The 22,838-nt window shown below is 69.6% G+C and carries 18 protein-coding genes and 1 pseudogene; 8 read left to right on the top strand and 11 right to left on the bottom strand.

Features of this window, described 5'->3' with window-relative positions; all coding sequences use genetic code 11:
• Positions 1-127: 127 nt before the first annotated feature.
• From pyrE to IEY89_RS15895, 5 genes are all read right to left on the bottom strand, one after another.
• Positions 128-700 (bottom strand): orotate phosphoribosyltransferase, encoded by a 573-nt coding sequence (gene pyrE / locus IEY89_RS15915; RefSeq protein ID WP_189148041.1) that lies wholly within the window; start codon positions 698-700, stop codon positions 128-130.
• Positions 701-723: 23 nt separating this feature from the next.
• Positions 724-1,524: an aldose epimerase family protein gene (locus tag IEY89_RS15910; RefSeq protein WP_189148040.1), complete on the bottom strand. Its 801-nt coding sequence runs from the start codon at positions 1,522-1,524 to the stop codon at positions 724-726.
• Between the two features lie 141 nt (positions 1,525-1,665).
• Positions 1,666-2,559: an SRPBCC family protein gene (locus IEY89_RS15905; RefSeq protein ID WP_189148039.1), complete on the bottom strand. Its 894-nt coding sequence runs from the start codon at positions 2,557-2,559 to the stop codon at positions 1,666-1,668.
• Positions 2,560-2,740: 181 nt separating this feature from the next.
• A complete protein-coding gene (locus IEY89_RS15900; protein ID WP_189148038.1) occupies positions 2,741-4,366 on the bottom strand; it encodes a polyamine aminopropyltransferase in 1,626 nt (541 codons plus the stop codon).
• Positions 4,367-4,540: 174 nt separating this feature from the next.
• Positions 4,541-5,059, bottom strand: a complete 519-nt coding sequence (locus IEY89_RS15895; RefSeq protein ID WP_189148037.1) for a DUF2617 family protein — start codon at positions 5,057-5,059, stop codon at positions 4,541-4,543.
• 824 nt (positions 5,060-5,883) lie between these two features.
• On the opposite strand from IEY89_RS15895, the gene IEY89_RS15890 reads away from it, so the two are divergent.
• Positions 5,884-7,119: a pyridoxal phosphate-dependent aminotransferase gene (locus IEY89_RS15890; protein ID WP_189148036.1), complete on the top strand. Its 1,236-nt coding sequence runs from the start codon at positions 5,884-5,886 to the stop codon at positions 7,117-7,119.
• A gap of 119 nt (positions 7,120-7,238) precedes the next feature.
• Here IEY89_RS15890 and IEY89_RS15885 read toward each other — a convergent pair whose 3' ends face one another.
• From IEY89_RS15885 to IEY89_RS15875, 3 genes are all read right to left on the bottom strand, one after another.
• Complete coding sequence (locus IEY89_RS15885) at positions 7,239-7,769, bottom strand: YbjN domain-containing protein (RefSeq protein ID WP_189148035.1); 531 nt, start codon at positions 7,767-7,769, stop codon at positions 7,239-7,241.
• Between the two features lie 102 nt (positions 7,770-7,871).
• Entirely contained in the window at positions 7,872-10,493 is a 2,622-nt protein-coding gene (gene clpB, locus IEY89_RS15880; RefSeq protein WP_189148034.1) for an ATP-dependent chaperone ClpB, read from the bottom strand.
• Between the two features lie 320 nt (positions 10,494-10,813).
• Positions 10,814-11,167, bottom strand: coding sequence for a Rieske (2Fe-2S) protein (locus tag IEY89_RS15875; RefSeq protein WP_189148033.1), 354 nt, complete (start codon positions 11,165-11,167; stop codon positions 10,814-10,816).
• A gap of 325 nt (positions 11,168-11,492) precedes the next feature.
• On the opposite strand from IEY89_RS15875, the gene IEY89_RS15870 reads away from it, so the two are divergent.
• Both IEY89_RS15870 and IEY89_RS15865 read left to right on the top strand, forming a co-directional pair.
• Entirely contained in the window at positions 11,493-12,476 is a 984-nt protein-coding gene (locus IEY89_RS15870; protein WP_189148032.1) for a helix-turn-helix transcriptional regulator, read from the top strand.
• Between the two features lie 65 nt (positions 12,477-12,541).
• A pseudogene (locus IEY89_RS15865) lies at positions 12,542-13,482 on the top strand (helix-turn-helix transcriptional regulator).
• Here IEY89_RS15865 and IEY89_RS15860 read toward each other — a convergent pair.
• Positions 13,418-14,536: a helix-turn-helix transcriptional regulator gene (locus tag IEY89_RS15860; protein ID WP_189148031.1), complete on the bottom strand. Its 1,119-nt coding sequence runs from the start codon at positions 14,534-14,536 to the stop codon at positions 13,418-13,420. The pseudogene IEY89_RS15865 and the gene IEY89_RS15860 overlap by 65 nt on opposite strands.
• 405 nt (positions 14,537-14,941) lie before the next feature.
• Between IEY89_RS15860 and IEY89_RS15855 the strand changes: the two genes are divergently transcribed.
• The 3 genes from IEY89_RS15855 to IEY89_RS15845 all read left to right on the top strand — a co-directional run bounded on the left by IEY89_RS15855 (position 14,942) and on the right by IEY89_RS15845 (position 18,347).
• Positions 14,942-16,486 (top strand): circularly permuted type 2 ATP-grasp protein, encoded by a 1,545-nt coding sequence (locus IEY89_RS15855; protein ID WP_189148030.1) that lies wholly within the window; start codon positions 14,942-14,944, stop codon positions 16,484-16,486.
• Positions 16,483-17,424, top strand: a complete 942-nt coding sequence (locus IEY89_RS15850; RefSeq protein ID WP_189148029.1) for an alpha-E domain-containing protein — start codon at positions 16,483-16,485, stop codon at positions 17,422-17,424. The genes IEY89_RS15855 and IEY89_RS15850 overlap by 4 nt, the downstream gene beginning before the upstream one ends.
• 80 nt (positions 17,425-17,504) lie before the next feature.
• On the top strand, positions 17,505-18,347 hold the full coding sequence (locus IEY89_RS15845) for a transglutaminase family protein (RefSeq protein ID WP_189148203.1): 843 nt from the start codon (positions 17,505-17,507) through the stop codon (positions 18,345-18,347).
• A gap of 80 nt (positions 18,348-18,427) precedes the next feature.
• Here the strand turns inward: IEY89_RS15845 and IEY89_RS15840 are convergent, their stop codons facing one another.
• Entirely contained in the window at positions 18,428-19,546 is a 1,119-nt protein-coding gene (locus IEY89_RS15840) for a sugar ABC transporter substrate-binding protein (protein WP_373287247.1), read from the bottom strand.
• Between the two features lie 412 nt (positions 19,547-19,958).
• On the opposite strand from IEY89_RS15840, the gene IEY89_RS15835 reads away from it, so the two are divergent.
• Positions 19,959-21,953: a fibronectin type III domain-containing protein gene (locus tag IEY89_RS15835; RefSeq protein ID WP_229695252.1), complete on the top strand. Its 1,995-nt coding sequence runs from the start codon at positions 19,959-19,961 to the stop codon at positions 21,951-21,953.
• A gap of 181 nt (positions 21,954-22,134) precedes the next feature.
• On the opposite strand, the gene IEY89_RS15830 is transcribed toward IEY89_RS15835, so the two are convergent.
• A complete protein-coding gene (locus tag IEY89_RS15830; protein ID WP_229695251.1) occupies positions 22,135-22,323 on the bottom strand; it encodes a hypothetical protein in 189 nt (62 codons plus the stop codon).
• Between IEY89_RS15830 and IEY89_RS15825 the strand changes: the two genes are divergently transcribed.
• The gene (locus tag IEY89_RS15825) at positions 22,286-22,654 is read left to right on the top strand and encodes a DUF5753 domain-containing protein (RefSeq protein ID WP_373287249.1); all 369 of its coding nucleotides are present in this window, start codon (positions 22,286-22,288) and stop codon (positions 22,652-22,654) included. The genes IEY89_RS15830 and IEY89_RS15825 overlap by 38 nt on opposite strands.
• Positions 22,655-22,838 lie beyond the last annotated feature (184 nt).

The raw sequence follows: 22,838 nt of genomic DNA, 5'->3' as shown, positions 1-22,838 counted from the left end.
CTAGACCCGGTTGCGAGACCTGGGAAGCGACGTCATCGTCGGCCCCATCTTTCCAGACGTTTCGCCCAGTACGGAGTCCGGTACGGAGTCCGGTGTTCGTCAGGTCGGACGCCCGGTACTCAGTCACTCAGTCCAGGCCCAGGTCGCTCTTCGAGTACGCGAAGAGGTACGGCACCCCGGCGCCCTGCTCGATCTTCTCGGCGGCGCCCGTCGCCCGGTCGACGATGGTCGCCACGCCCACCACCTCGGCGCCTGCCTCGCGCACGGCCGCCACGGCGGTGAGCGGCGAGTCGCCCGTCGTCGACGTGTCCTCGACGACCAGCACGCGCCGCCCCTCGATGCCCGGCCCCTCGACGCGCTTCTGCATTCCGTGCGCCTTGGCCGCCTTGCGCACGACGAACGCGTCGAGGCGCTGTCCGCGGGCCGCGGCGGCGTGCATCATGGCCGTGCCGACGGGGTCGGCCCCCATGGTCAGCCCGCCCACGGCGTCGAACTCCAGCCCGGCCTCGGCCGCCAGATCGAGCAGCACCTGCCCGACCAGCGGCGCGGCCTCCCCGTCGAGGGTGACGAGGCGGAGGTCGATGTAGTAGTCGGCCTCAAGACCCGACGACAGGGTCACCTTGCCGTGCACGACGGCCTTGTCCTTGATCTGCCGCAGCAGCGCGCCGCGTACGTCTACGTCATCAATGCCTGCACTCATGCCCGCCAGCCTAGACGGGGTCGTCATAGGGCTCGCCAACTCCACGTCATGGTGGCTTCCAGGGGCTCGATGGGCGTGACGAGACGCGGCAGGGTGTTGAGCCCGTTGGGCGGGCCGGTCTGCGGCTCCACACACACGGCGGCGTCCTGCTCGTCGTACACGACGACCCATTCCTCGGGGCTGGTCACCTTCAGCTCCAGCCGCTGCGGCCAGGTGAGGGTGACATCGACGCCGCCGGGCATACCGAAGCAGTCGTCCCAGGGCCCGGGGCTCGGTTCGATCCGCTCCCCGGTGGGCAGGTGGTCGTCGCCGCGCTCCTCCTGCCAGGCGGGCGTGAAGGCGACCTGGACCTCCGCCGGTGCGTCGGCCCCGCCGAGGTTCCGGTTGAACCAGGGGTGCCAGCCGATCTGCGCCGGGAAGGAATCGGCGTACGTCTCCACGGACATGGTGAGCGTGAGGGAGTCCGGGGTCAGCGCGACGAGTTGGGTGACGCGCCCGGCGTAGGGCCACGGCTCCACGAGGTCGTACGTGATCACGGCCTCGTCGGCGGTGGTGCGGGCGACGCGCCAGGCGCCGTCGCGGACGGTGCCGTGGATGGCGTGCGGCGGGGAGTTGAGGGGGAGTTGGCGTACGGTGCCGCCGTCGAGGAAGCGGCCGTCCCGGGTACGCCCGCACCAGGGGACCATCGGAAAACAGCCGAACCGCTCCCCTTGCCGCAGCAGTTCGACTCCGTCGACGCGCAGCCCTCCGACCCGGCCGCCGTTCCCCGGCTGCACGGTCACCTCCGCGTCACCCGCGGCCAGCGTGATCTCATCGTCACTCACACGCCGACCCTACCGGGCCTTTCAGCCCGTCCGGCGCTTGAGGACGAGGCCGTTCAGTCCGAAGGGGGGTCTGGGGGCGCAGCCTTCAGGGACAGGATGGGACGGGTAGGGGCGGCGGGGGCGAAACAACCCCGCACCACCTCACCGCCGCTTCCTCAGCACCCGTCCCACCACGATCGCCGACGCCACCACCAACGCCGCGGCCGGCGCAGCCCACCGCAGCGTCACGTTCCCCGACACCTGCTCCGGAGGCGGCACAGGGGCGTACCGCCCCCGGGGCGGCGCGTGGTCCACTTCCTCCGCACTGCGCCCGATCATCGTCCGACGCGCGTGCGCGGCCTCGGCAGGCGGCTCACCGGCAGCCACGAACCGCTCGGAGACCCGGTCGGAGACCTGCTCACCCTCGTCGAGGTCACCGTCGTCGAGCGCACCGGGATCCTCGGGAACCTCGGCGCCGGGAACCGGGATCTCCGCGACCGGGCCCACCGGAGACTCCCCGAACGCCCCGGCCGGCTCACCCTCCTTCGACCCCTCCGAACCTTCCAGGCCCTCCAGCCCGTCCAGCTCCCCGGCGACCTCCCCCAAGCCCTCCCCGAACCGCCGCAACAACCGCGCCCCCGCCGCGGCGACGGCGTCCGCGGGAAGGTCGGCCACTCGCCCGTCGGCGGTCACCGCGCCCCCGAACACCAACGCGGACCCGCTCCCGTCCTCGATCCCCCGCACCCGCACCCGCAACGTCAACGCCACCTTCACCGACCCACCGCCGCGCACCTCGACGGCGTCGCCCTCCAAGAGGTAGACCCACTCCCCGCCGTCCTGGCTGCCGTCCGGGCCGTCCGCGACCCGCAAGGACCCGCGATACGTGATCGTGTGCCCTCCGATACGCACCTTCAGCCGCCCGGCGACCCCGGCGGCGGCAGGCTCGGTGCCCGCGTCCTGCTGGAGTCCGGGGACCGCCCGGGCGATGCGCGCGGGGTCGGCGAGCACGTCCCTCAGCCGCTCCGCCGGAACCGGAACGAACACCTCATGGTCCATGGAACCCGAGGGTACCCAGCACGACCCGCACCGCACCCGCGCATCCCGGGATTCCCACGGGATCCCCCAGGATCCACACCCACGCGGCCCACCCGGCACCCACCCGGCGCACCCCCCGCATCCCCGCAGGACCCCCGGCCCCGCCACCGCCACCGGCACCGGCACCGGCACCGGCACCGGCTCAGTAACGCGGATGCACCAGCGTCGAAGCCCGCAACCCCGCCACCCGCATACGCGCCGCGGCCCGCGCGTCCGCCTCAAGGCCCGCCTGGGTGAGCGTCCCCAGCCGAGGGGCGGTGGGCCCGTCCACCCGCAGCCGGGGAACGGACCCCCCGGCCGTGGCCAGCACGAACCCCCAGTCCTGCGGGGCCCGCGCCGCCCCCGGCCCCAGCCCCGTCCGATCCGGGCCGGCCACGCGATACGGCACCGTCCGCAGCCCGGCGGCCCGGATGGTCGTCTCGACGGTCCAGAACACGTGCGGCCGGGCGGAGACCGGCCCGCCGTGCACGACCAGCCGGCCGCCGTCGGTCAGCACCTGCCGCGTCAGCCCGTAGAACTCCTGCGAGTACAGCTTCGTACTCGCAGTGATGCCCGGATCCGGCAGATCCGAGACGACCACGTCATAGGCGGCCCGCGCACCGCGCAGCAGCTGGAAGGCGTCCGCCGTCGTGAGATGGACGCGCGGGTCGTCGAACGCGTGCGCGTTCAGCGCGGCGAGGGCCGGGTCCTGGCGCGCCAGCCGCACCACGCCCGCGTCGAGCGCGACGACGTCCACCCGCCGTACGCCCGGATGGCGCAGCACCTCCCGCGCGGCGAGCCCGTCCGCGCCGCCGAGGACGAGCACGCGCGCGTGCGGGCCGTCCATCGCGGGGTGAACGAGCGCCTCGTGGTAGCGCCCCTCGTCCACCCCGCCGACCCGCAGCCGGCCGTCCAGGAACAGGTTCAGCGGCCGGCCGGGCGTGCCGCCCGTGAGAACGACCTCCTGTACGCCGGTCCGCAGCGCTACGCGTACGTCGTCGCCGTACATCGCGTGCCGGGCCGCGCGTTCGAAGTCGTCGACGAGTACGGCCGCGGCGGCCAGGACTCCGATCACGGTCACGTTGGCCACCACGAGCAGCCAGCGGGCGCGCCGGGTGAGGTCCCGCCGGAACAGGCCGAGGACGAGGGCGCCGCCGACCAGCGCGTTGACCGTGCCGGTGAGCAGGGCGCCGGTGAGCTGGCCGAGCCAGGGCAGCAGGAGGAAGGGGAAGGCCAGGCCGCCCACCAGGGCGCCCACATAGTCCGCGGCGAACAGGTCGGCGACCGCGCCGCCGGCGTCCTGGCGGCGGATGCGCTGGATCAGCTCCATGAGCAGCGGCACCTCGGTGCCGATCAGCAGACCGATGATCAGGGAGAAGGTGACGAGGAGGACGCGCGGGCCGTTCGCCCAGAGGCCGCCCCAGTCTCCGGTCCACGCGAACACCGCGTACAGGGCCATCGCGCTGCATCCGCCGACCAGCGCGAGTGCCGCCTCGACCGCGGCGAAGCCGGCCGCGGCGCGGCAGCTCAGGCGTTTCGCGGCGAGCGAGCCGATACCCATCGCGAACACCATCACGGAGAGCACGACGGACGCCTGGGTGACCGAGTCGCCGATCAGGTACGAGGCGAGCGCGACGAGTTCCAGCTCGTACACCAGTCCGCAGGCCGCACAGACGAAGGCGCCGGCGAGGACCAGGAACCGGCCGGCGCCGGGCCGGACGGGCAGCCGCGCGGGGCTGCCCCAGGACGGGGGACTGCCCGGCGGGGCCGGCACGTGCGGTTCGATCACTCTGGGAACGCTACGTCACACTCCGGGTACGCTTCGTCACCCACACGTGTGGTCTCTGTTTACGCGGAGGCAGTCGGCGTGAAGGTCGGGATGCGCCGCCGACGCTCCCTCGGAGGGCCGCCGCCACCGATGGCCGCCACTCGCCCGGAGGGCCGCCGGTCATGCCGCCGTCACTCAGAGGGCCGCCGCCACCCGTACCCCCACCCGCGTTCTGGTCGCCACCAGCTGCCCGTCCTGCGGATAGGCGTGCCAGGTCCGCCAGTGGACCTGACCCTCATGCCGCTGGGCCAGCATCGCGGTGAAGGCGTGCGGGCTGCCGGGGAAGACGCCGGCCAGGCCGTGGGGATGGTCGGCGACCAGGGCCAGCAACTCCTGGGCGCGCCCCGCGAACGATTCCGGCGACAGGATCTCGACTCTCGCCGCGAACTCGTACTCCCAGTCGTCGACCCGTTTGGCCACGCCGAGGGGGAGGGGGGTGCTGGAACCCGGGATGCACGCGACCGTCTCCGAACAGATGCCCTGTCGCTCCTCCAGGAGCACCTGATGGGAGGCGCCGAGGAGTCTCAACTGGAGTTTGGCGTCCGCCAGTTCGAGGTCGAGGGTGGCGAGGGCGGGCAACGGCTCCCGGCCCAGGGCCCAGGCGAGGTCGGCCGCGCGCGTGTCGGTGTAGGCGGTGTTCAGGTTCGTGAGCATGGATCGGCTCCGCTAGCACGCAAAGGGGAGGGGGGGAGGTCTGGGCAAGCAAGGTGTGGACAAGCGAGGTGGGGGTCCGGCGCGCTCCGGTCGACACGGGTCGACGCCGGGAGATCAGCCCAGTCATGAGGAACGTCCAGGGGCAGGGGACGTCCGAGGGGCTGTGTTGGTGATGTAGAGGGAATCATGAACGGTGGCGCCGCCACAGCGTTTTTACCCAACTTCGTGGGGTTTCCATCCCTCAGGGGGCTTCACAGCTCAATTGTTCAACCGTGGCGTACGCCCGAGCGTGCGAAGGAAGCCCGTGAGCGGGCGTACGAACGCCCGCCGGGGCGACGTGTACGCACGTCGTCCCGGCGGGCGCTCACCCCGCGGTCCGGATACGGTTCCCCCTTCCGGAGCTCAGCTGCCCCGTGTCAGCTGCCTCCACCGCATCCGCCCCCGCCTCCCCCACCGCAGGACGATCCGCCGCCACAGGACGAGCTGCCTCCGCAGGAGGAACTCGAACCGCACGACGAGCTGCTCCCGGAGTCACCGGCACTGCCGGCCCCCGCCGTTCCCCCGGCCCACCAGCTGTCGCGTCCCCGGCTCCCCCGCCGCCGGCTTCCCCGGGAAGCCCGGACCGCCGAGACCACAACAATCACCGGGATGAACAGGACCGCCAGAATGACAAGGGCGATGATGGCTACGACCATGACGTCACCCTCCTTTCGTTCCCCCGAGGCGGCCCCCCGTGGGCACCTCGCCGTCTTGCGTGACGAGGGGATGCCCGCCTGTCTCACCTGCCAAAGCAGAGTTGAGGAAGTCCAGAGCTTCGGCGCAGGATGACGACCATGACCAGCAGCGCACGCCCCTTCCTCAACCGCCGGCTCGCCGAGTTCGGGACGACGATCTTCGCCGAGATGTCGGCGCTCGCCGTCGCCACCGGCTCGATCAACCTCGGCCAGGGTTTCCCGGACACCGACGGCCCCGAGGCGATCCGCGAGGCCGCCGTACGGGCGCTGCGCGACGGCCGCGGCAACCAGTACCCGCCGGGTCCGGGCGTCCCCGAGCTGCGTACGGCGATCGCCGCGCACCAGGAGCGCCGGTACGGGCTGTCGTACGACCCCGACCGCGAGGTCCTGGTGACGGCGGGCGCGACCGAGGCCATCGCGGCGACCCTGCTGGCCCTGGTGGAGCCCGGCGACGAGGTGATCGCCCTGGAGCCCTACTACGACTCCTACGCGGCGTGCATCGCGATGGCGGGCGGCACGCGCGTACCGGTCACACTGCGCCCGCACGAAGGCTCGTTCCGCCTGGACCTGGAGGAGCTGCGGGCGGCGGTGACACCCCGCACCCGTCTCCTCCTGGTCAACACCCCGCACAACCCGACCGGCACGGTCCTGACCCGGGAGGAGCTGACCGCCGTCGCACGGCTCGCCGTGGAGCGCGACCTGCTGGTGGTCACCGACGAGGTGTACGAGCACCTGGTCTTCGACGACGCCGAACATCTGCCGCTGGCCTCCTTCCCGGGGATGCGCGAACGGACGGTCTCTATCGGGAGCGCCGGGAAGACGTTTTCGTTCACCGGTTGGAAAGTGGGCTGGGTCACATCTACGCCGGACCTGGTCACGGCCGTCCGTTCGGCGAAGCAGTTCCTGACCTACGTGGCGTCCGGCCCGTTCCAGTACGCGGTGGCGGAGGCACTGAGCCTCCCGGACACGTACTTCGAGGCGTTCCGCGAGGACATGAGGGTCAAGCGGGACCTCTTGTCGGCCGGCCTCACGGAGGCGGGCTTCAAGGTGTTCCGGCCCTCGGGCACGTACTTCGTCACCACCGACATCCGCCCCCTCGGCGCTGTGCTGTCCGAAGGCGGCGACGGCTTCGCCTTCTGCCGCGCCCTGCCGGAACGGGCCGGTGTGGTCGCCATCCCGAACGCGGTCTTCTACGACCACCGCGAGGAGGGCGCCCCCTTCGTACGGTTCGCCTTCTGCAAGCGGACGTCGGTACTGGAGGAAGCCGCGGCCCGGCTCAAGTCACTGGGGAGCCAGCGGACGGTGGCGCACGGGGCAGGCCGGTGATGTCGCGGGGTACGGGCACGTATCCGTAACCCTCCTACCTGGCCCGGAAACGGCGAGAGCCCGGCCTCCCCGGCCGGGCTCCTCCATACACAGGCGTACAGACAGACGTGCGGGCAGGACTACGCCTCGTCGTCCCCAGGCTTCTCCGCCTCTTCGGCGTCCGGCTCCAGGCCGAGCTGCTCGACGAGCCACTTGTCGAACTCGATCGCGGCGCGCACCCAGCTCACCGTCGAGGACACGAAGTGCTCCAGGCTGACGCCCGTCCCGATCAGCATCTGCGCCTCGCCGATGAGGCGAACGGTGCCGTCGTCGTGCGTGTGGCTGTACACCTTGGGCCACAGGGTCCGCCGGTTCCAGTCGTCGATCGACTCGAGAAGCGCGGGCTTCTCCTCGATCGGGTGGGACCGGTCGTAGAACGTCCGCACCGAGAAGACCTGCTGGTCACCCTCGCCACGGAACATGAAGTACGTACGGAACTGCTCCCACGGCGCCGCGAGGTCACCCTCGTCGTCGACGACGTACTTCAGCTCCATCTGTTCCAGGAGCTGCTTCACAAGGTCCTGGTCCGGGACGACGGGGCCTGCCGGTCCTTGCTGCTGCGGCTCGGGCTGGCCCCCGAAGTTCGGAATCGAGGACGGGTCGATGGTCACCGTGAATTTCCCTTCGTACGGATCCCGCCATCCTCTCCCATGCGGGGCGGGGCGTGGCAACCCCCGCCCCCGACGGTTCACCGATGGTTGGCGTAATTCAGCTCAGAGCGTTTTTTCGCCCGCCCCGGTGCTCGTATCGCCGGCCGCCGGCCCGACGATCAGGCCCTCCCCGAACGCGTCCACCCGTACCGTGTCGCCGTCCTTGACCTCGCCCGCCAGGATCTCCTTGGCGAGGCGGTCGCCGATCGCCGTCTGGATGAGGCGGCGCAGGGGCCGGGCGCCGTACGCCGGGTCGTTGCCCTCGGCGGCCAGCCAGGCCAGGGCGGCCGGGGTGACGTCCAGGGTCAGACGGCGCTCGGCCAGGCGCTTGGCGAGGCGGCCGATCTGGAGGCCCGCGATGCGCTCCAGCTCCTGCCCGTTCAGCGCGGAGAAGACGACCATGTCGTCCAGGCGGTTCAGGAACTCCGGTTTGAAGGAGGCGCGGACCACCTCCAGCACCTGCTGCTTCTTCACCTCCGCGGATGTCAGCGGCTCGACCAGGTACTGGCTGCCGAGGTTCGACGTCAGGATGAGGATCGCGTTGCGGAAGTCGACGGTCCGGCCCTGGCCGTCCGTGAGCCGGCCGTCGTCCAGGACCTGGAGGAGGACGTCGAAGACCTCCGGGTGGGCCTTCTCGACCTCGTCCAGGAGCACCACGCTGTACGGGCGCCGCCGCACCGCTTCCGTCAGCTGACCGCCCTCCTCGTAGCCGACGTAGCCGGGCGGGGCGCCGACGAGGCGGGCGACGCTGTGCTTCTCTCCGTACTCCGACATGTCGATGCGGACCATCGCCCGCTCGTCGTCGAAGAGGAAGTCGGCCAGCGCCTTCGCGAGCTCGGTCTTGCCGACGCCCGTCGGGCCGAGGAAGAGGAAGGAGCCGGTCGGGCGGTCGGGGTCCGCGATACCGGCCCTGGTCCGCCGTACCGCGTCCGACACCGCCTGGACCGCCTCGGACTGGCCGATCAGACGGCGGCCCAACTCCTCCTCCATGCGCAGGAGTTTCTGGGTCTCGCCCTGCAGGAGACGGCCGGCGGGGATGCCGGTCCAGGCGCCGACCACGTCCGCGATGTCGTCGGGGCCGACCTCCTCCTTGACCATGGTGTCCCTGGAGGCCTCCACCTCGGCTTCGGAGGCTGCCTCCAAGTCCCTTTCCAGGGCGGGAATCTCGCCGTAGAGGAGCTTGGAGGCGGTGTCGAAGTCGCCGTCGCGCTGGGCCCGTTCGGCCTGGCCGCGAAGTTCGTCGAGCTTCTCCTTCAGCTCGCCGACCCGGTTGAGGGACTGCTTCTCCTTCTCCCAACGGGCCGTCAGACCGCGCAACTCCTCCTCCTTGTCGGCGAGATCACGGCGCAGCCGCTCCAGACGCTCGCGCGAGGCCGGGTCGGTCTCCTTCTCCAGCGCGAGTTCCTCCATCTTCAACCGGTCCACGGCGCGCTGGAGTTCGTCGATTTCGAGAGGGGAACTGTCGATCTCCATCCGCAGCCTCGACGCCGCCTCGTCGACCAGGTCGATCGCCTTGTCGGGGAGGAAACGGGAGGTGATGTAACGGTCGGAGAGGGTCGCCGCCGCGACCAGCGCGCTGTCGGCGATGACGACCTTGTGGTGGGCCTCGTACCGGCCCTTGAGTCCGCGCAGGATCGCGATCGTGTCCTCGACGGAGGGTTCCGCGACCAGGACCTGCTGGAAGCGGCGCTCCAGGGCGGGGTCCTTCTCGATCCGCTCGCGGTACTCGTCGAGGGTCGTCGCGCCGACCATGCGCAGTTCGCCGCGCGCCAGCATCGGCTTCAGCATGTTGCCGGCGTCCATCGAGGAGTCGCCGCCGGCGCCCGCGCCGACGACCGTGTGGAGTTCGTCGATGAAGGTGATGATCTGGCCGTCGGAACCCTTGATCTCCGCGAGGACCGTCTTCAGCCGCTCCTCGAACTCGCCCCGGTATTTCGCCCCGGCGACCATCGCGCCCAGGTCCAGGGACACCAGCCGCTTGTTCTTCAGGGACTCCGGTACGTCGCCCTTGACGATGCGCTGGGCGAGGCCCTCGACGACGGCCGTCTTGCCGACGCCGGGTTCACCGATGAGGACGGGATTGTTCTTCGTACGACGGCTGAGCACCTGGACGACCCGGCGGATCTCCTGGTCACGGCCGATGACCGGGTCGAGCTTGCCCTCCCGGGCGGCGGCCGTGAAATCCGTACCGAACTTCTCCAGGGCCTTGTACTGACCCTCGGGGTCGGCTGTGGTCACGCGACGCCCTCCCCTGCTCTTCTGGAACGCGTCCAGCAGCTTCTTCGCGCCGGCGCCCTGCTGGGAGAGTACGTCCCCGGCGGGGCCGCCCTTCGCGGCGATGCCGATGAGGAGGTGCTCGGTGGAGAGGTACTCGTCGCCGAGCTCCTTCGCCCGTTCGGCCGCGTCGGCGATGACCGAAAGAAGCTCCCGGTTGGGCTGCGGGGGTGCGACGGTCGAGCCGGTCACGCTGGGCAGGCTCGCGAGGACGCGCTCGGCGCCCGCGCGTACGGCCGCCTGGTCGGCGTCGGCGGCGGCCAGCAGGTCGGTGATGTTCTCGTTGTCCTCCCCCGCGAGCAACGCCAGCAGCAGGTGCGCGGGGGTCAGGTCCGCGTGCCCCCCGGACACGGCCCTGCCGGTGGCCGCGTTGATCGCGTCCCTGCTCCTGTTGGTCAGCTCGGCGTCCACGGTCGCTGTCTCCCTTCCCTGTCCCGGTCGTGACAACTGACACGGCCAACGTACACAAAGTTGAGTCTATTCCACTCAAGGCAGGAACGGGGCGGCAGGGCAGACCAAAAACCGCCCCTCCTCCATGACGGACGGGCGGTGAAGAAGGAGACGGCGAGCGGCTGCTTTCAGCCAAGCGAGCGAGCGCCGCACCCATCTCAGAATGCACTCGAACCACAATATTTCGCCAGAAACAGCAGCGGCGTCACCGTGTTCAGGTCACGGTGACGCCGCTACTGGGGGGAAGCACCTGAGCGATCTACTGCGACGGGGGAATCGCGTCAGGCACTGCGGGGGGTGGCTGAGATGGTCTGCACGTCCTGGATGTCGGGGACATCCGGGATGTCGGGGTGGTCCAGCCGGTGGTCGCGCTGGTCCAGGTTCACAAAGATCATTCCGTACCGAATCGCACACCGTACGGGCTGCGGCGCCCCCCGAGGCCGCCGCAGACACCGGTATGCCCTTACATCCTCTTCGTCGTCCCGCGTCACGACGACCGGCTCTCCGAACACGGTCACCATCAGCGAGTCACCGCTGTGGGGGATGGCGGTGACCAGATCGATGAAGTGCCAGCCGGAGCGGTAGGCTGACGCCATTTCTCGACGGAAAGAACGATCATCCGGGGGGGTGGTCATACGTCCACATCCACCGGAGCGGAGTCCCAGCCACTGTCAGCCGGAAACACCGGATCTGCGGCCTGTACGGAGTCCCAGCCACTGTCAGGCGGAGGGACCGCCGGATCAGCCAGCCCCGAACCCCCAAGAACGCCAACAGCGACTGCGACGGAGAAGACGGTGGCAAGTACTGAACCAAGCAATCTCACGCGCATAGTCGGCTTCGTCCTTACTCGATCGAATCTTCTCCCCCGTCGCAACAAGACGATGGCTCATTCAGGCACGTCAATGCCACAGGAGCGATGCATCATGTTCCTGCACGTTCAGGACCCTGGGGGGTGGAGAAATGGCAACAAGAGATACTAAACCGGCACATCCCCACGCCGTCACTGAGTTGTGCGACGAAGGGACGCGGATCTACGCCAGTGCTCTGCGCTCAGGAAAAATCAGCCGCGGAGAGGTGGAGCCCGCTCCGTGCCTGCTTGAGTTCGCGCTCCTCCATCCTGATCCGGATGACGCGAACTGGCTGCGTCCGGTCCCGCCGGCCGTCGCCCTCGCGCAGCGACTGCATCCACTGGAGCGCGAGATCCAGGAGACCCGGCGGCATACGGTCGAGCTGACCGATGCCTTCGACCCGTTCATCGCGATCAGTACCCAGAGCCAGGCGAGTATCCACGCCATCACCGTGCTGGAAGGCTTCGACCGGATCAATACGGCGCTGGACTATGCCACCGCTGAGTGCCATACCGAGATGCTCACCATCCAGCCCGGCGGTGGCCGCCACGCCGACACCCTGATGCAGGCCCTGGAGCGCGACAGACCACTCACCGACCGCGGGGTCAGAATGCGCACCCTTTATCAGCACACCGCCCGGCACAGCCAGAGCACGCTGGCCTACATCGAGCACATATCCGACGGCAAGATCCAGGTCCGCACGCTGGAAGAGCTCATCGAACGCCTGATCATCTTCGACCGCACAGTCGCCTTCATCCCCGCGAGCGACGACCGGCGTGTCGCTCTCGAACTCCGGCACCCCGGACTCGTCATATACCTCAGCAAGGTCTTCGAGCAGCTCTGGCAGCGCGCGGTCCCCCTGACTGAAAACATCCCGAACGATGTCGGCCCCAACGGCATCACCCCGGTCCAGCACTCCATCGCCAAGCTCCTCATCGAAGGCCACGTCGACGAGGCCATCGCCCGGCGCCTCGGCATGAACGTCCGCACCTGCCGCGCCCACATCGCCAAACTGGCCACCTCGCTGGGCAGCGGCAGCCGCGCCCAGCTCGGGTTCCTGATCGCGCAGTCGGGGATTCTCGACCAGGAACAGTGAGCGCAAGGGAGTCACCCGTGGCCGAACGGCACCCGCATGGGGCAGAGAAACTGTGCGAGGCAGGCATGAGCCTGTACGTTCGCGCGCTGCGCGAGGGCCACGTGCCGGACGACGAGGCGAGCGACGCTCCCTGCCTGATCGACTTCGGCTTGCTTCGGCCCTACCTCGAGAACCCGCGCCACCTGCGTCCCCTGGCCCCCGCAGTGGCCCTCTCCCGGCTTCTGCAGGAGAGTGCGGAGGACACGGCCAGGAAGCGGCAACAAGAGTCGCTGCTGGCCGAAGCGTTCGAGCCGCTCATGCGCATCGATGTCCCGGACACAGCGGCCGACACACCCATGATCAGTGTCCTCAGCGGCTTTGACCGGATCAACCTGGCCATTTCCCGAGCCTTGGCTGACGCTTCCAGCGAAATACTCACGATCCAGCCCTACGTGGGCCGCCCCCGACCCTGGCCATCCTGGCACGCGACCAGGCCGTCCTCGACCGGGGCGCCCGCATCCGCGCCCTTTACCAACACGCTGTCCGCCACTCTCCCGCCGTCCGCGCCCGCTACGAACAGCTGAGGGGCGATGTCGAGGCCCGCTCCCTGGACGAGGTCACCGACCGCCTCATCGTCATCGACCGGACCGTGGCCTTCATCCCCGCCAGCAAGGACCGTTCCCTCGCGCTGGAGATCCGCCACCCGGTCCTCGTGCACCACTTCGTTACGACCTTGGACCGCCTGTGGCGCCTGGCCACCCCGATGCACCCCCAGGCCATTCAGCCCCCGTCCGACAACGGCGTCACGCCCCGGCAGCAAGCCATCGCCGCCCTCCTCGTCGAGGGCCACACCGACGCCGTCATAGCGACCCGCCTCGGCTTGAACATCCGTACCGCCCGCGTCCACATCGCCAAGCTCGCCAGCACCCTCGGCAGCGAGAGCCGCGCCCAACTCGGTTACCTCATCGGGCAGTCGGGGATTCTGGAGGCCGAGCCCGAGTCGGGGCCGCCGGCGCCGGAAGGCTGAGCGGCGCGCGGCCGGCCGGGGCGGCGACTGCCGGCGGGCCGTCCAGTCCCGCCTGGGCGATCCGCACGCCCAGCTGCGTCCGGCTCGCCGCCCCCAGCGTCTCCGAGAGCCGCGCGATGTGTGCCCGGCAGGTACGGACGCTGATGCCCAGGCGTTCCGCGATGACGGCGTCCTGGTGGCCCTCCGCGAGCAGCGCGGCGATCGACCGCTCCCGGTGCGAGATGCCCTCGATGCCCGTGTCGGGGAGCGGGGCCGTCAGCGGGACGGCCAGGCGCCACAGGCGGTCGAAGACCGTGACGAGGTACTCCACGAGGGCCGGCTGGCGGATCTCCAGCGCGACCGTCCGCTCCGCGTTCGCCGGAATGAATGCCACCGTGCGGTCGAAGAGGATCAGCCGCTCGACCACCTCGTCGAGGGTGCGCGCCTCGGCGGCTCCACCCACCAGTTCGAGGTAGTTGAGCAGCCCCTGCCCGTGCCGGGCCACATGGTTGTACAGGCCGCGCATCCGCACGCCGCGTCCGCGCAGTTCGAGCGCCCGGTGCAGACCCTCGGAGAGTTCGTACTCGCGACGGATGCCACCGGGCTGGACGGTGAGCACCTCGGTCGTGCACGCCTGTGTCGCCTCGTCCATCGCGGTCTGGATCCGTGCGAGACCGTCCAGGACACGCAGGGCGGTGCCCTCACCGAGGCCGGTGCCACCGCCGGTACCAGCACCGGCGCCAGCACCGGACCCGGCGTACGGGCTCTCCTCGCCGAGGGTGGTGTACCGCTCGAAAGCCGCGACCGCCGAGCCCACCCGGCCCTGGCTCGCGCTGACCTCGTCGTAGACGCCGCGCAGCAGCCGGGTCATGACCTCCTGCGGGGAGGTCGGCACCAGCCAGGCCATGTCGTCGGGGTCGGGGTGCAGCAGGGCGAGTTCGAGGAGGCACGGCACCGGCTCGGCGTCGCGGCGCGGCACACGGCCCCGCCGTACGGCCCGGGAATACACGCGATCCCCGGCCCCGCACAGTCGGTCAGCACCGTGTGGATGCTCGTCCGTCCCGTGCCCGGCCATCGCCCCATCCCACTACTGGTTCCAGCACTTTGCAGCGCCACTATGCGCGGCCCGGACGTGGTCCGCAACATGGCCGGGGCCGTCGCGCACCCCCAATCCCCTTACTATGTCCGACTTTCGCCCCTCCTCCGCCGGTGGCCCTGCAACAAGCTGACGGTGGTGGCGCGGTGCTCCTGAGGGCAGAGTGGAAGGCGCTTCCCAAGGGCGTAACGGGGGCGCCGCGAGGCGCGAACGGGGGAACGCCCGAAGCGGCCCCGGCAGGATGTCCACCGTCCGGCCGGGGCCATCGGCCTGCCCCGCGCAGCGCGAGTCAACCGGAGTGAAAGCGCGTGCCACGACTTTCGCGCAAGCTCCCGGAAACCACTCGGAGATCGTCCCGTTACGTCCCGCCCCTACCGTCAGGCCATGGCGGACATATTTGACGCATACGCGTTGGCCGACGCGTGGGACGAGATGTTTGTGCGGCCGGGTGAGGTCAGGACCGCCTATGAGCCGGTACTGGCGGCACTCCAGCCCATCGAGCCGACCGAGCTGCGCTTCAGGGCCGACCAGATGGCCAGGGCGTTCACCGACCGCGGGGTGACCTACGCCTTCGCTGGCGAGGAGCGGCCCTGGCCGCTGGACCTCGTGCCGAGGATCCTGGACGCGCTGGAGTGGGATCTCATCCAGCGCGGGGTCGCCCAGCGGGTGCGGGCCCTGGAGGCCTACCTCGCGGACGCCTACGGGCCCTGCCGGGCCTTCGAGGACGGCGTCGTGCCGTGGCGGCTGCTGCTCAGCTCGCCGCACTTCCACCGGGCCGCCCAGGGCATCGAGCCACCCGGCGGAGTACGCATCCATGTCGCCGGCATCGACCTCGTCCGCGACGAGGCCGGGGACTTCCGGGTGCTGGAGGACAACGTCCGGGTGCCGTCCGGGGTGTCCTACGTCATCGAGAACCGGCGGGCGATGACCCGCGTCTTCCCGTCCCTCTTCGCCGAGCAGCACGTCGTCCCCGTCGACGGCTACGCGCAACGCCTGCTGGCCGCGCTGCGCGCCGCCGCGCCCGCCGGGGTCGTCGATCCGCGGGTCGTGGTCCTGACCCCCGGTCCGAGCAACGCCGCCTACTTCGAACACGCCCTGCTGGCCCGGCTGATGGGCGTGCAACTGGTCGAGGGGCACGATCTGGTGTGCCGTAAGAACCGGGTGTGGATGCGGACCACGCGCGGTGAGGTGCCCGTCCATGTCGTATACCGACGGCTGGACGACGACTTCCTCGACCCGCTCCATTTCCGGTCCGACTCGGTGATCGGCTGCCCGGGCATCCTGAGCGCCGCCCAGTCGGGCACCGTCACCCTCGCCAACGCGGTCGGCAACGGCATCGCCGATGACAAGCTGCTCTACACGTACGTACCCGATCTGATCCAGTACTACCTCTCCGAGGAACCGATTCTTCCGAACGTGGAGTCGTTCCGACCGGATGAGCCCGGGCAGTTGGACGCCGTGCTCGACCAGATCGACCAGCTGGTCATCAAGCCCGTCGACGGCGCGGGCGGGCAAGGAATCGTCATCGGTCCGAAGGCCGACCGGGAGACCCTGGAGCGGTGCCGGGAGGCGGTGGCCGCCGATCCCCGGGGCTGGATCGCCCAGCGCCCCGTCGCGCTCTCCACCTCCCCCACCCTGGCCGGCGAGCGGATGGCGCCGCGCCACATCGACCTGCGGCCGTTCGCCGTCAACGACGGCAACGAGGTCTGGGTCCTGCCGGGCGGGCTGACCCGTGTCGCGCTCCAGGAGGGCAACCTCATCGTCAACTCCAGCCAGGGCGGCGGCTCCAAGGACACCTGGGTGCTCGCCGAGGGACCCGCCGAGACCCCGAGCCCCGTACCACCGGCCGGCGCACCGCCCGAGGTCGCCCCGCGCCAGCACGGACCCGACGGCAACCTCACCCTCGTACAGGAAGGGGCGCAGCAGTGAACGACGTGATCCTCTCCCGGATAGCCGAGGCCCTGACGTGGACGGGCCGTTACGTGGAGCGGGCCGACGCCACGAGCCGCATCCTGGACGCCTATCTGCACCGTCTGCTGGAGGACCCCTGGCGCGACGAGGACGCGGCCTGCCGCTCCCTGTACGCCATCCTGGGCTGCGACGCGGGCGGCCAACCCGTGGACATGCAACAGGTGTTGGACCAGCTCGCCTTCGACGCCCGTTCGACGTGCGCCATCGAGGGCGCGCTCGGGGCGGCCCGGTTGAACGCCAGAAGCGCCCGGGAAGCCGTCTCCTCGGAGATGTGGGAGTGCCTCAACTCGACCTGGCACGCCCTGGCCGACCAGCGGCTCGCGGCCCGACGCACGGGCCCGTACGCCTACTTGGAGCTGGTACGGCGCAGGTCCGCGCTCTTCTTCGGCCTCGCGGACTCCACGATGAGCCGGGACGACAGCTGGCGCTTCGTGGTCCTGGGGCGCAGCCTGGAGCGGGTGGACATGACCGTACGGCTGCTGTCGGTACGGGTGTTGGACGCCGCCCACGCCCCGGACTGGCCGACGCTGCTGAGCGCGAGCGGCGCGGACGAGGCGTACGCGCGCATCTACAGCGGTTTCGGGGACACCCCGAGAGTGGCCGAATTCCTGCTCCTGGACCGGGACTTCCCCCGCTCGGCGTTGCACGCGCTGACCACGGCGGAGGAGTGCCTCGCGGCCCTGGGCCGCCCGCGCCAGGACCCGGCCCGGCGCCCGATCGGCCGGCTGCGCACCCGCCTGGAGTATCTGGACTCACAGGCCATGGAGGACCAGCTCCCGGTGCTTCTGCAGGACTTGCAGGCCGCCTGCATGGCCTCGGCGGAGGCGGTCGCGGAGAAGTTCTTCCCGTACCAGGGGCCCGTGGAATGGGCCCAGGAAGGATCGCGAGCAGTATGAGCAGCAATGGGACGGGCGGCCATGGGACAGGCCGTAATGAAGCGGGCAGCATGACGAGCATCATGTCGACGAACGCGCCGATGACGCGTCGGCTGCGTATCCGGCACATCACCCATGTCGCGTACGCGCAGGCCGTGATCTCCTCGCACAACGAGGTCCGGATGACCCCGCTGACGCTCCCCGGCCAGACGACGCTGGACGCCCGGGTGACCGTGAACCCGACGACGCCGACCTGGTCGTACTGGGACTACTGGGGCACGCAGGTCACCGGGTTCGACCTGATGGACCCGCACGCCGACCTCACGATCACCGCCCAGAGCCTGGTGGAGACGGCCCCACCGGGCCCCCTGGAACCCGCGCCGAGCTGGGCCGAGGTGGCCGACCGGACGGCCAACTCCCGTCTGCTGGAGTACGCGACGGCGACGGGACGGACGACGGTGCCGCCCGAGCTGGTGGCGCGGGCGCGGGAGGCGGCCGTGGGTCTCGACCCGCACGAGACGGCGACCGCGGTGTCGTCGCTGGTCGCGGACCGGGTGTCGTACCTGCCCGGCACGACGGGCGTGAACACCTCGGCGGCGGAGGCGTGGGAGCAGGGCGCGGGCGTCTGCCAGGACATCGCCCATGTGACGATCGCGCTGCTGCGGGGCCTGGGCCTGCCCACCCGCTATGTCTCCGGCTACCTCCACCCCGAGCGGGAGGCGGAACTGCACCGCCCGGTGGAGGGACAGTCCCACGCCTGGGTCGAGTACTGGGCGGGCGACTGGTGCGGCTACGACCCGACGAACCGGACGCGCGCCGACGAGTCCCACGTGGTGGTCGGCCGGGGGCGCGACTACGACGACGTGACGCCGCACAAGGGCGTGTACCGGGGGGTGGCCGGGGGGCCGCCGGAGGTGACGGTGGAGTTCACGCGGGTGGCCTGAAATCTCCCGTACGACACGCGCGTACCCCGGGGCGGGTCGGTGCCCCGGGGTACGCGCCCTCGTCTGCGGGCTGCCTGCGGCTACTTCAGGCCGAGGGCCTCGCACTCGTCCTCGAACTTCGGCGTGCAGATGTCGGCCAGCTTGTAGATGCCGTCCTCGATGACCGTGCTCTTGATGTTGGCCGTCGTCAGGGCGACGACGCTCACCAGCTGGGAGGGGACGTCCTTGGTCGTGGGGCTGTCGACCTTGTCCCGGGTGAGGGCGTCGAACTGGATGTCGCGGCCCTGGACGCGGGCGACTGCCATCTCGGCCGCCGTCTGGGCCTCCTGCGGGTACGACTTGTAGACGCTCATGTACTGCTCGCCGGCGATGATGCGCTGCACGGCGGCCAGTTCGGCGTCCTGCCCGGTGATCGGCGGCAGCTTGGTGACGCCCGCGGCCTCCAGGGCGTCGATGATGCCGCCCGCCATGCCGTCGTTGGCGGAGTAGACGCCGGCGATGTTGTCCTTGCCGATGGCGGCGATCGCCTTCGTCATGTTCGCCTCGGCGTTCTCCGGCTTCCAGTCCTTGGTGTCGAAGGACTGCGCGATCGTCACCTTGCCGTTCAGCTCGGAGAGGGCACCCTCCTTGAACTGCGCGGCGTTCGGGTCGGTCACCGACCCGTTCATCATGACGATCTTCTCCGACTCGTTGATGTCACCGCCGAGGGCCTCCAGGAGGGAACGTCCCTGCACCTCGCCGACGAGTTCGTTGTCGAAGGAGATGTACGCGTCGATGGGGCCCTCGGCCAGCCTGTCGTACGCGATGACCGGAATCCCTGCGTCCTTGGCCTTCTGGACCCCGCTCGCGATGGCGTGCGCGTCCACGGCGTCGAGGAGCAGGACGTCGACCTTGTCGTCGATCATCTGCTGCAACTGCCTGGCCTGCTTGGCGGCGTCCGCACCGGCGTTGGCGTAGTCGACCTTGCCCTGTCCGTTGGTGAGCGACTCGACCTTGCTCTTGATGATCGGGTAGTCGAACTTGTCGTAGCGGGTGTTCGCCGTCTCCGGAAGCAGCAGCCCCACCGTGATGTCGTTGCCCTTGGCCGGGGTCGCCTCGCTGGCTGCCTCACTGGCGTCGAGTACGCCGCAGCCCGCGGCGAGGGAGACCGCGACCGCGGAGGCGGCGACGGCTGTGGCGGTACGACGCAAACGAGCCATGCGACTCATGTGAACCGGACGAGTCAGACGAAACATTCGGGTGCTCACTTCGGGTGCTTTTAGGACGTGGACGCAGCAGTGCGGCCCATGTGTCTGAAAAGACAACGCGGACGAACCCACAGGCGTCAAGCGGAACTACTCATCCGGAGTGCAACATCACACTCCGCTGTGGGCGTGAAGAAGTGGCGGAAGCCCGCACAGACGGTCTTCGCGCACCCTCCATACGCATGCCGATCATCGATGGCTCAATTTCTCCGCCCCCATCGCCTCGCCCATCCCACCCGCGCCACGTGCCCCTCGCCCACCTCTCGAACAAAATCGCATCATCCGTACAACCAATCCCCATCGTCGCGGGTCCTGATCGTCAACGGCCCACTTCACGCCGTTGACGATCAGGACCCGAAGGACCGCTGTGAACCCAGCCAGACGCACGACGCAGGCAGCCACCACCGCCCTCGTGCTCGCCACCGCCGGCACCCTGCTCAGCAGCGCAGCCCCGGCCGCCTCCGCCGCGACGACGTGTGTCTCTCCCGTCTACAAGCGGCAGTTCTTCGCGAACACCACCTTCTCCGGCACCCCGAAACGGACGGACTGCGACGCCACCATCGCCGAGAACTGGGGCACGAAGGCCCCGGCCACCGGCCTTGCGAAGGACAACTTCGGCGTCCGCTGGACCGTGACACGGGACTTCGGCTCGGGCGGCCCCTTCGCTCTGCCTGTCGCCGCGCAGGACGGGGTACGCGTGTACCTCGACGGCAAACGCAAGGTCGACGTATGGAAGAACGTGTCGTCGACAGTACGGAAGACCGTCAACGTCACCATCCCCTCCGGCAAGCACACCCTGCGCGTCGACTACGTCAACTGGACGGGCTCCGCCAACGTCAGCTTCGCCTACGCGCCTCGGACCGCCGCGAGCATCGACAAGGTCAAGCCCCTCGCCCCGACCGGCGCCTCTGTCGCATACGACACGACCACCGGCAAGGCCAAGCTCACCTGGTCCAAGAACACGGAGATGGACCTCGCGGAGTATCGGGTCTACCGCCGTTACGCGAGCGGCAACAGCTGGATGAAGGTGGGCAGTACAAAGTCCACCGTGCACACTGATGTTCCGCCGGCCACCGGAGCGGGCTACGCCTACGAGGTACGCGCCGTCGACAAGGCCGGCAACATCTCGGCGGGCGGCGCGGACCAGGCCGTCACCAGTGTCCGGCTGACCACGCCCACCGGTCTCGCAGCCACGGGCACCGACAAGGGAATCCAGCTGACCTGGAAACCCGTCCCCGGCGCGGTGACCTACATCGTGCGGCGCTCGGACGAGTCCGCCTATACGGTCACCGGACCGTCCTTCACCGACAACACCGTGAAGCGATCGGTCTACTGGAGTTACCAGGTGATGGCGATGGGCTCCAACGGCACCTCTTCAGGGATGGCCGAGACAGCCGAGATACGCCGCCTCGTGGCCGCGCCGACCGAGCTGAAGACACCACCGGGCAAGACGATCCTCACCTGGATCGTGCCCAAGGACCCCGGCGACTACTGGGGCTACCACGTCTACCGCTCGACGACGCTCCCCGTGGACACCAGCGTCGAGCCGATCAGCTGTGACACCAGTTGGAAAATCCTCGCTGACGGCCGCGGGCAGTACACCTGCACCGACTGGTCCACAGCCCCAGGCGCGACGTATCACTACGTCGTGAAGGCGTTCGACGGCACATACGACGAGTCCGTCGCCAGCGCGACCGTCACCGTCACCAAGGAGACCGAGGATCTGACTCCGCCCGCACCCATCACGGGTCTGACCGCCAAGGCGACGGAATACGGCACCATCCTGGACTGGAACGACAGCGACGCGCCGGACCTGATGCGGTACATCCTCTACCGGGGCAAGATCACCAGTGACGGGCAAGGCAGCCAGGTCTGCTCGGCCGTCCAATACGCGCGTCTCGACACCAACACCTCTCAGTACAGAGACGTGCCCATGCCGAACGGCGATCGGTTCTGCTATTTCGTGGACGCCGTCGACACCTCGGACAACTCCGGTTACCTGCAGACCGGCAAGGCGAACACGGTCGTCGTGGCCACGCTGGATCTGATGCCGTCCGTCGCCACTCCTGAGGACTCGCCCGTAACTCTGAACGCAATACCCTCGGTATTCGATGAGGAGGTCGACCTGCGGTGGGACGAAGTGCCCGGCGCAACCGGGTACCGGGTGTACCGCTGGAACCCGGGTGCGAGCGCGTACGAACAGCTGGGCGCCGTCCCGGCCTCCTACTCCTCGTACGATGACTTTCCAGTCAAGGGGGGCACAACCTACTTTTACTGGGTAACCGCCATATACGCCGACGGAACCGAATCCGCGCCCGGCGGCGACTTTGTAGCCATGGCACCGGAAGAGGAACGGGACTGACAGGCACGAACCCGGAATGCACGGGCGGGCCGGGAGGCTTTCCGCTTCCGGGCCCGCCCGTCGCTGGGGAGTCATTCCGACGAACCCATAGGTCGTCGAACCATCAGCACTCCCATGCTGAGTCTCCTGCCGCAGCACACCAGCTCCCACGGAACGGAGTGTGAGCCGGCCGGGACGCTCCTCAGCTTCGCTTCGGCCCCGTGAGCGCCTCACCGATGACGAATCCCTCGGCGGACCCCTCCGGGACGAGCGGGAGCCGGTACCAGATGCCTCCGCGGGCGTCCCGGTGGTCCCCGGGGTGCCCTGACTCCCGTACGCAGGCGCCCACTTCGCTGAGGATCGGGGCACCGTGGAACAGGGAGGCGCGCACGGTCCCGCACCTGTCGTCCGGGGTCCGGGAGACGATGCGCAAACAGTTGGAGCACCTGGAGACCATGGCAGGCCATCCGTCCGTGGAGGTCCAGGTCATCCCCCACCGCGCGGGCCCACATGCCGGACTGGCCGGATCGTTCGTCCTCTTCGGGTTCCCCGACGGGACGTTCTCGGATGTCGTGTGTGTCGAGCATCGCACGGGGACCCTCTACATGGAGACCCCGAAGGAGACCGAGGAATATACGCTGATCTTCGATTCGCTACGGTCGATCGCCTTGAGCCCTGGGGACAGCCTCGACCTGATCGCCCAGGTACGGCGGGAGTTGTAGCCGCACGGAAGGGGAGGGGCAACGAGGGATGAACACACCCAGGCCTGGACCTCGTTCATGACGGCGTTGAAGGCTGACGAACTCCCCTCGGCCTGAGCAGCAGCGTCCCTCGCCTTGCTGGAACAACGGGACACGAAGAGGGCCCGGAGGTTCGAACCGAACCTCCGGGCCCCTTCACATGCTC

It is taken from the genome of Streptomyces lacrimifluminis, assembly GCF_014646095.1.
GTDB lineage: Bacteria > Actinomycetota > Actinomycetes > Streptomycetales > Streptomycetaceae > Streptomyces > Streptomyces lacrimifluminis.
The sequence above is the reverse complement of the archived record's forward strand: the minus strand, read 5'-3'. Positions and strand labels throughout refer to the sequence as shown.

Coding starts and splice junctions, on each gene's coding strand:
- IEY89_RS15895 (WP_189148037.1), bottom strand. CDS start 5,059: ATGCTCACGAACCTGAACACCGCCTACACCGACACGCGCGCGGCCGAC.
- IEY89_RS15845 (WP_189148203.1), top strand. CDS start 17,505: ATGACGCGTCGGCTGCGTATCCGGCACATCACCCATGTCGCGTACGCG.
- pyrE (WP_189148041.1), bottom strand. CDS start 700: ATGAGTGCAGGCATTGATGACGTAGACGTACGCGGCGCGCTGCTGCGG.
- IEY89_RS15905 (WP_189148039.1), bottom strand. CDS start 2,559: ATGGACCATGAGGTGTTCGTTCCGGTTCCGGCGGAGCGGCTGAGGGAC.
- IEY89_RS15840 (WP_373287247.1), bottom strand. CDS start 19,546: ATGGCTCGTTTGCGTCGTACCGCCACAGCCGTCGCCGCCTCCGCGGTC.
- IEY89_RS15860 (WP_189148031.1), bottom strand. CDS start 14,536: ATGGCCGGGCACGGGACGGACGAGCATCCACACGGTGCTGACCGACTG.
- IEY89_RS15890 (WP_189148036.1), top strand. CDS start 5,884: ATGACGACCATGACCAGCAGCGCACGCCCCTTCCTCAACCGCCGGCTC.
- IEY89_RS15870 (WP_189148032.1), top strand. CDS start 11,493: ATGGCAACAAGAGATACTAAACCGGCACATCCCCACGCCGTCACTGAG.
- IEY89_RS15875 (WP_189148033.1), bottom strand. CDS start 11,167: ATGACCACCCCCCCGGATGATCGTTCTTTCCGTCGAGAAATGGCGTCA.
- IEY89_RS15855 (WP_189148030.1), top strand. CDS start 14,942: ATGGCGGACATATTTGACGCATACGCGTTGGCCGACGCGTGGGACGAG.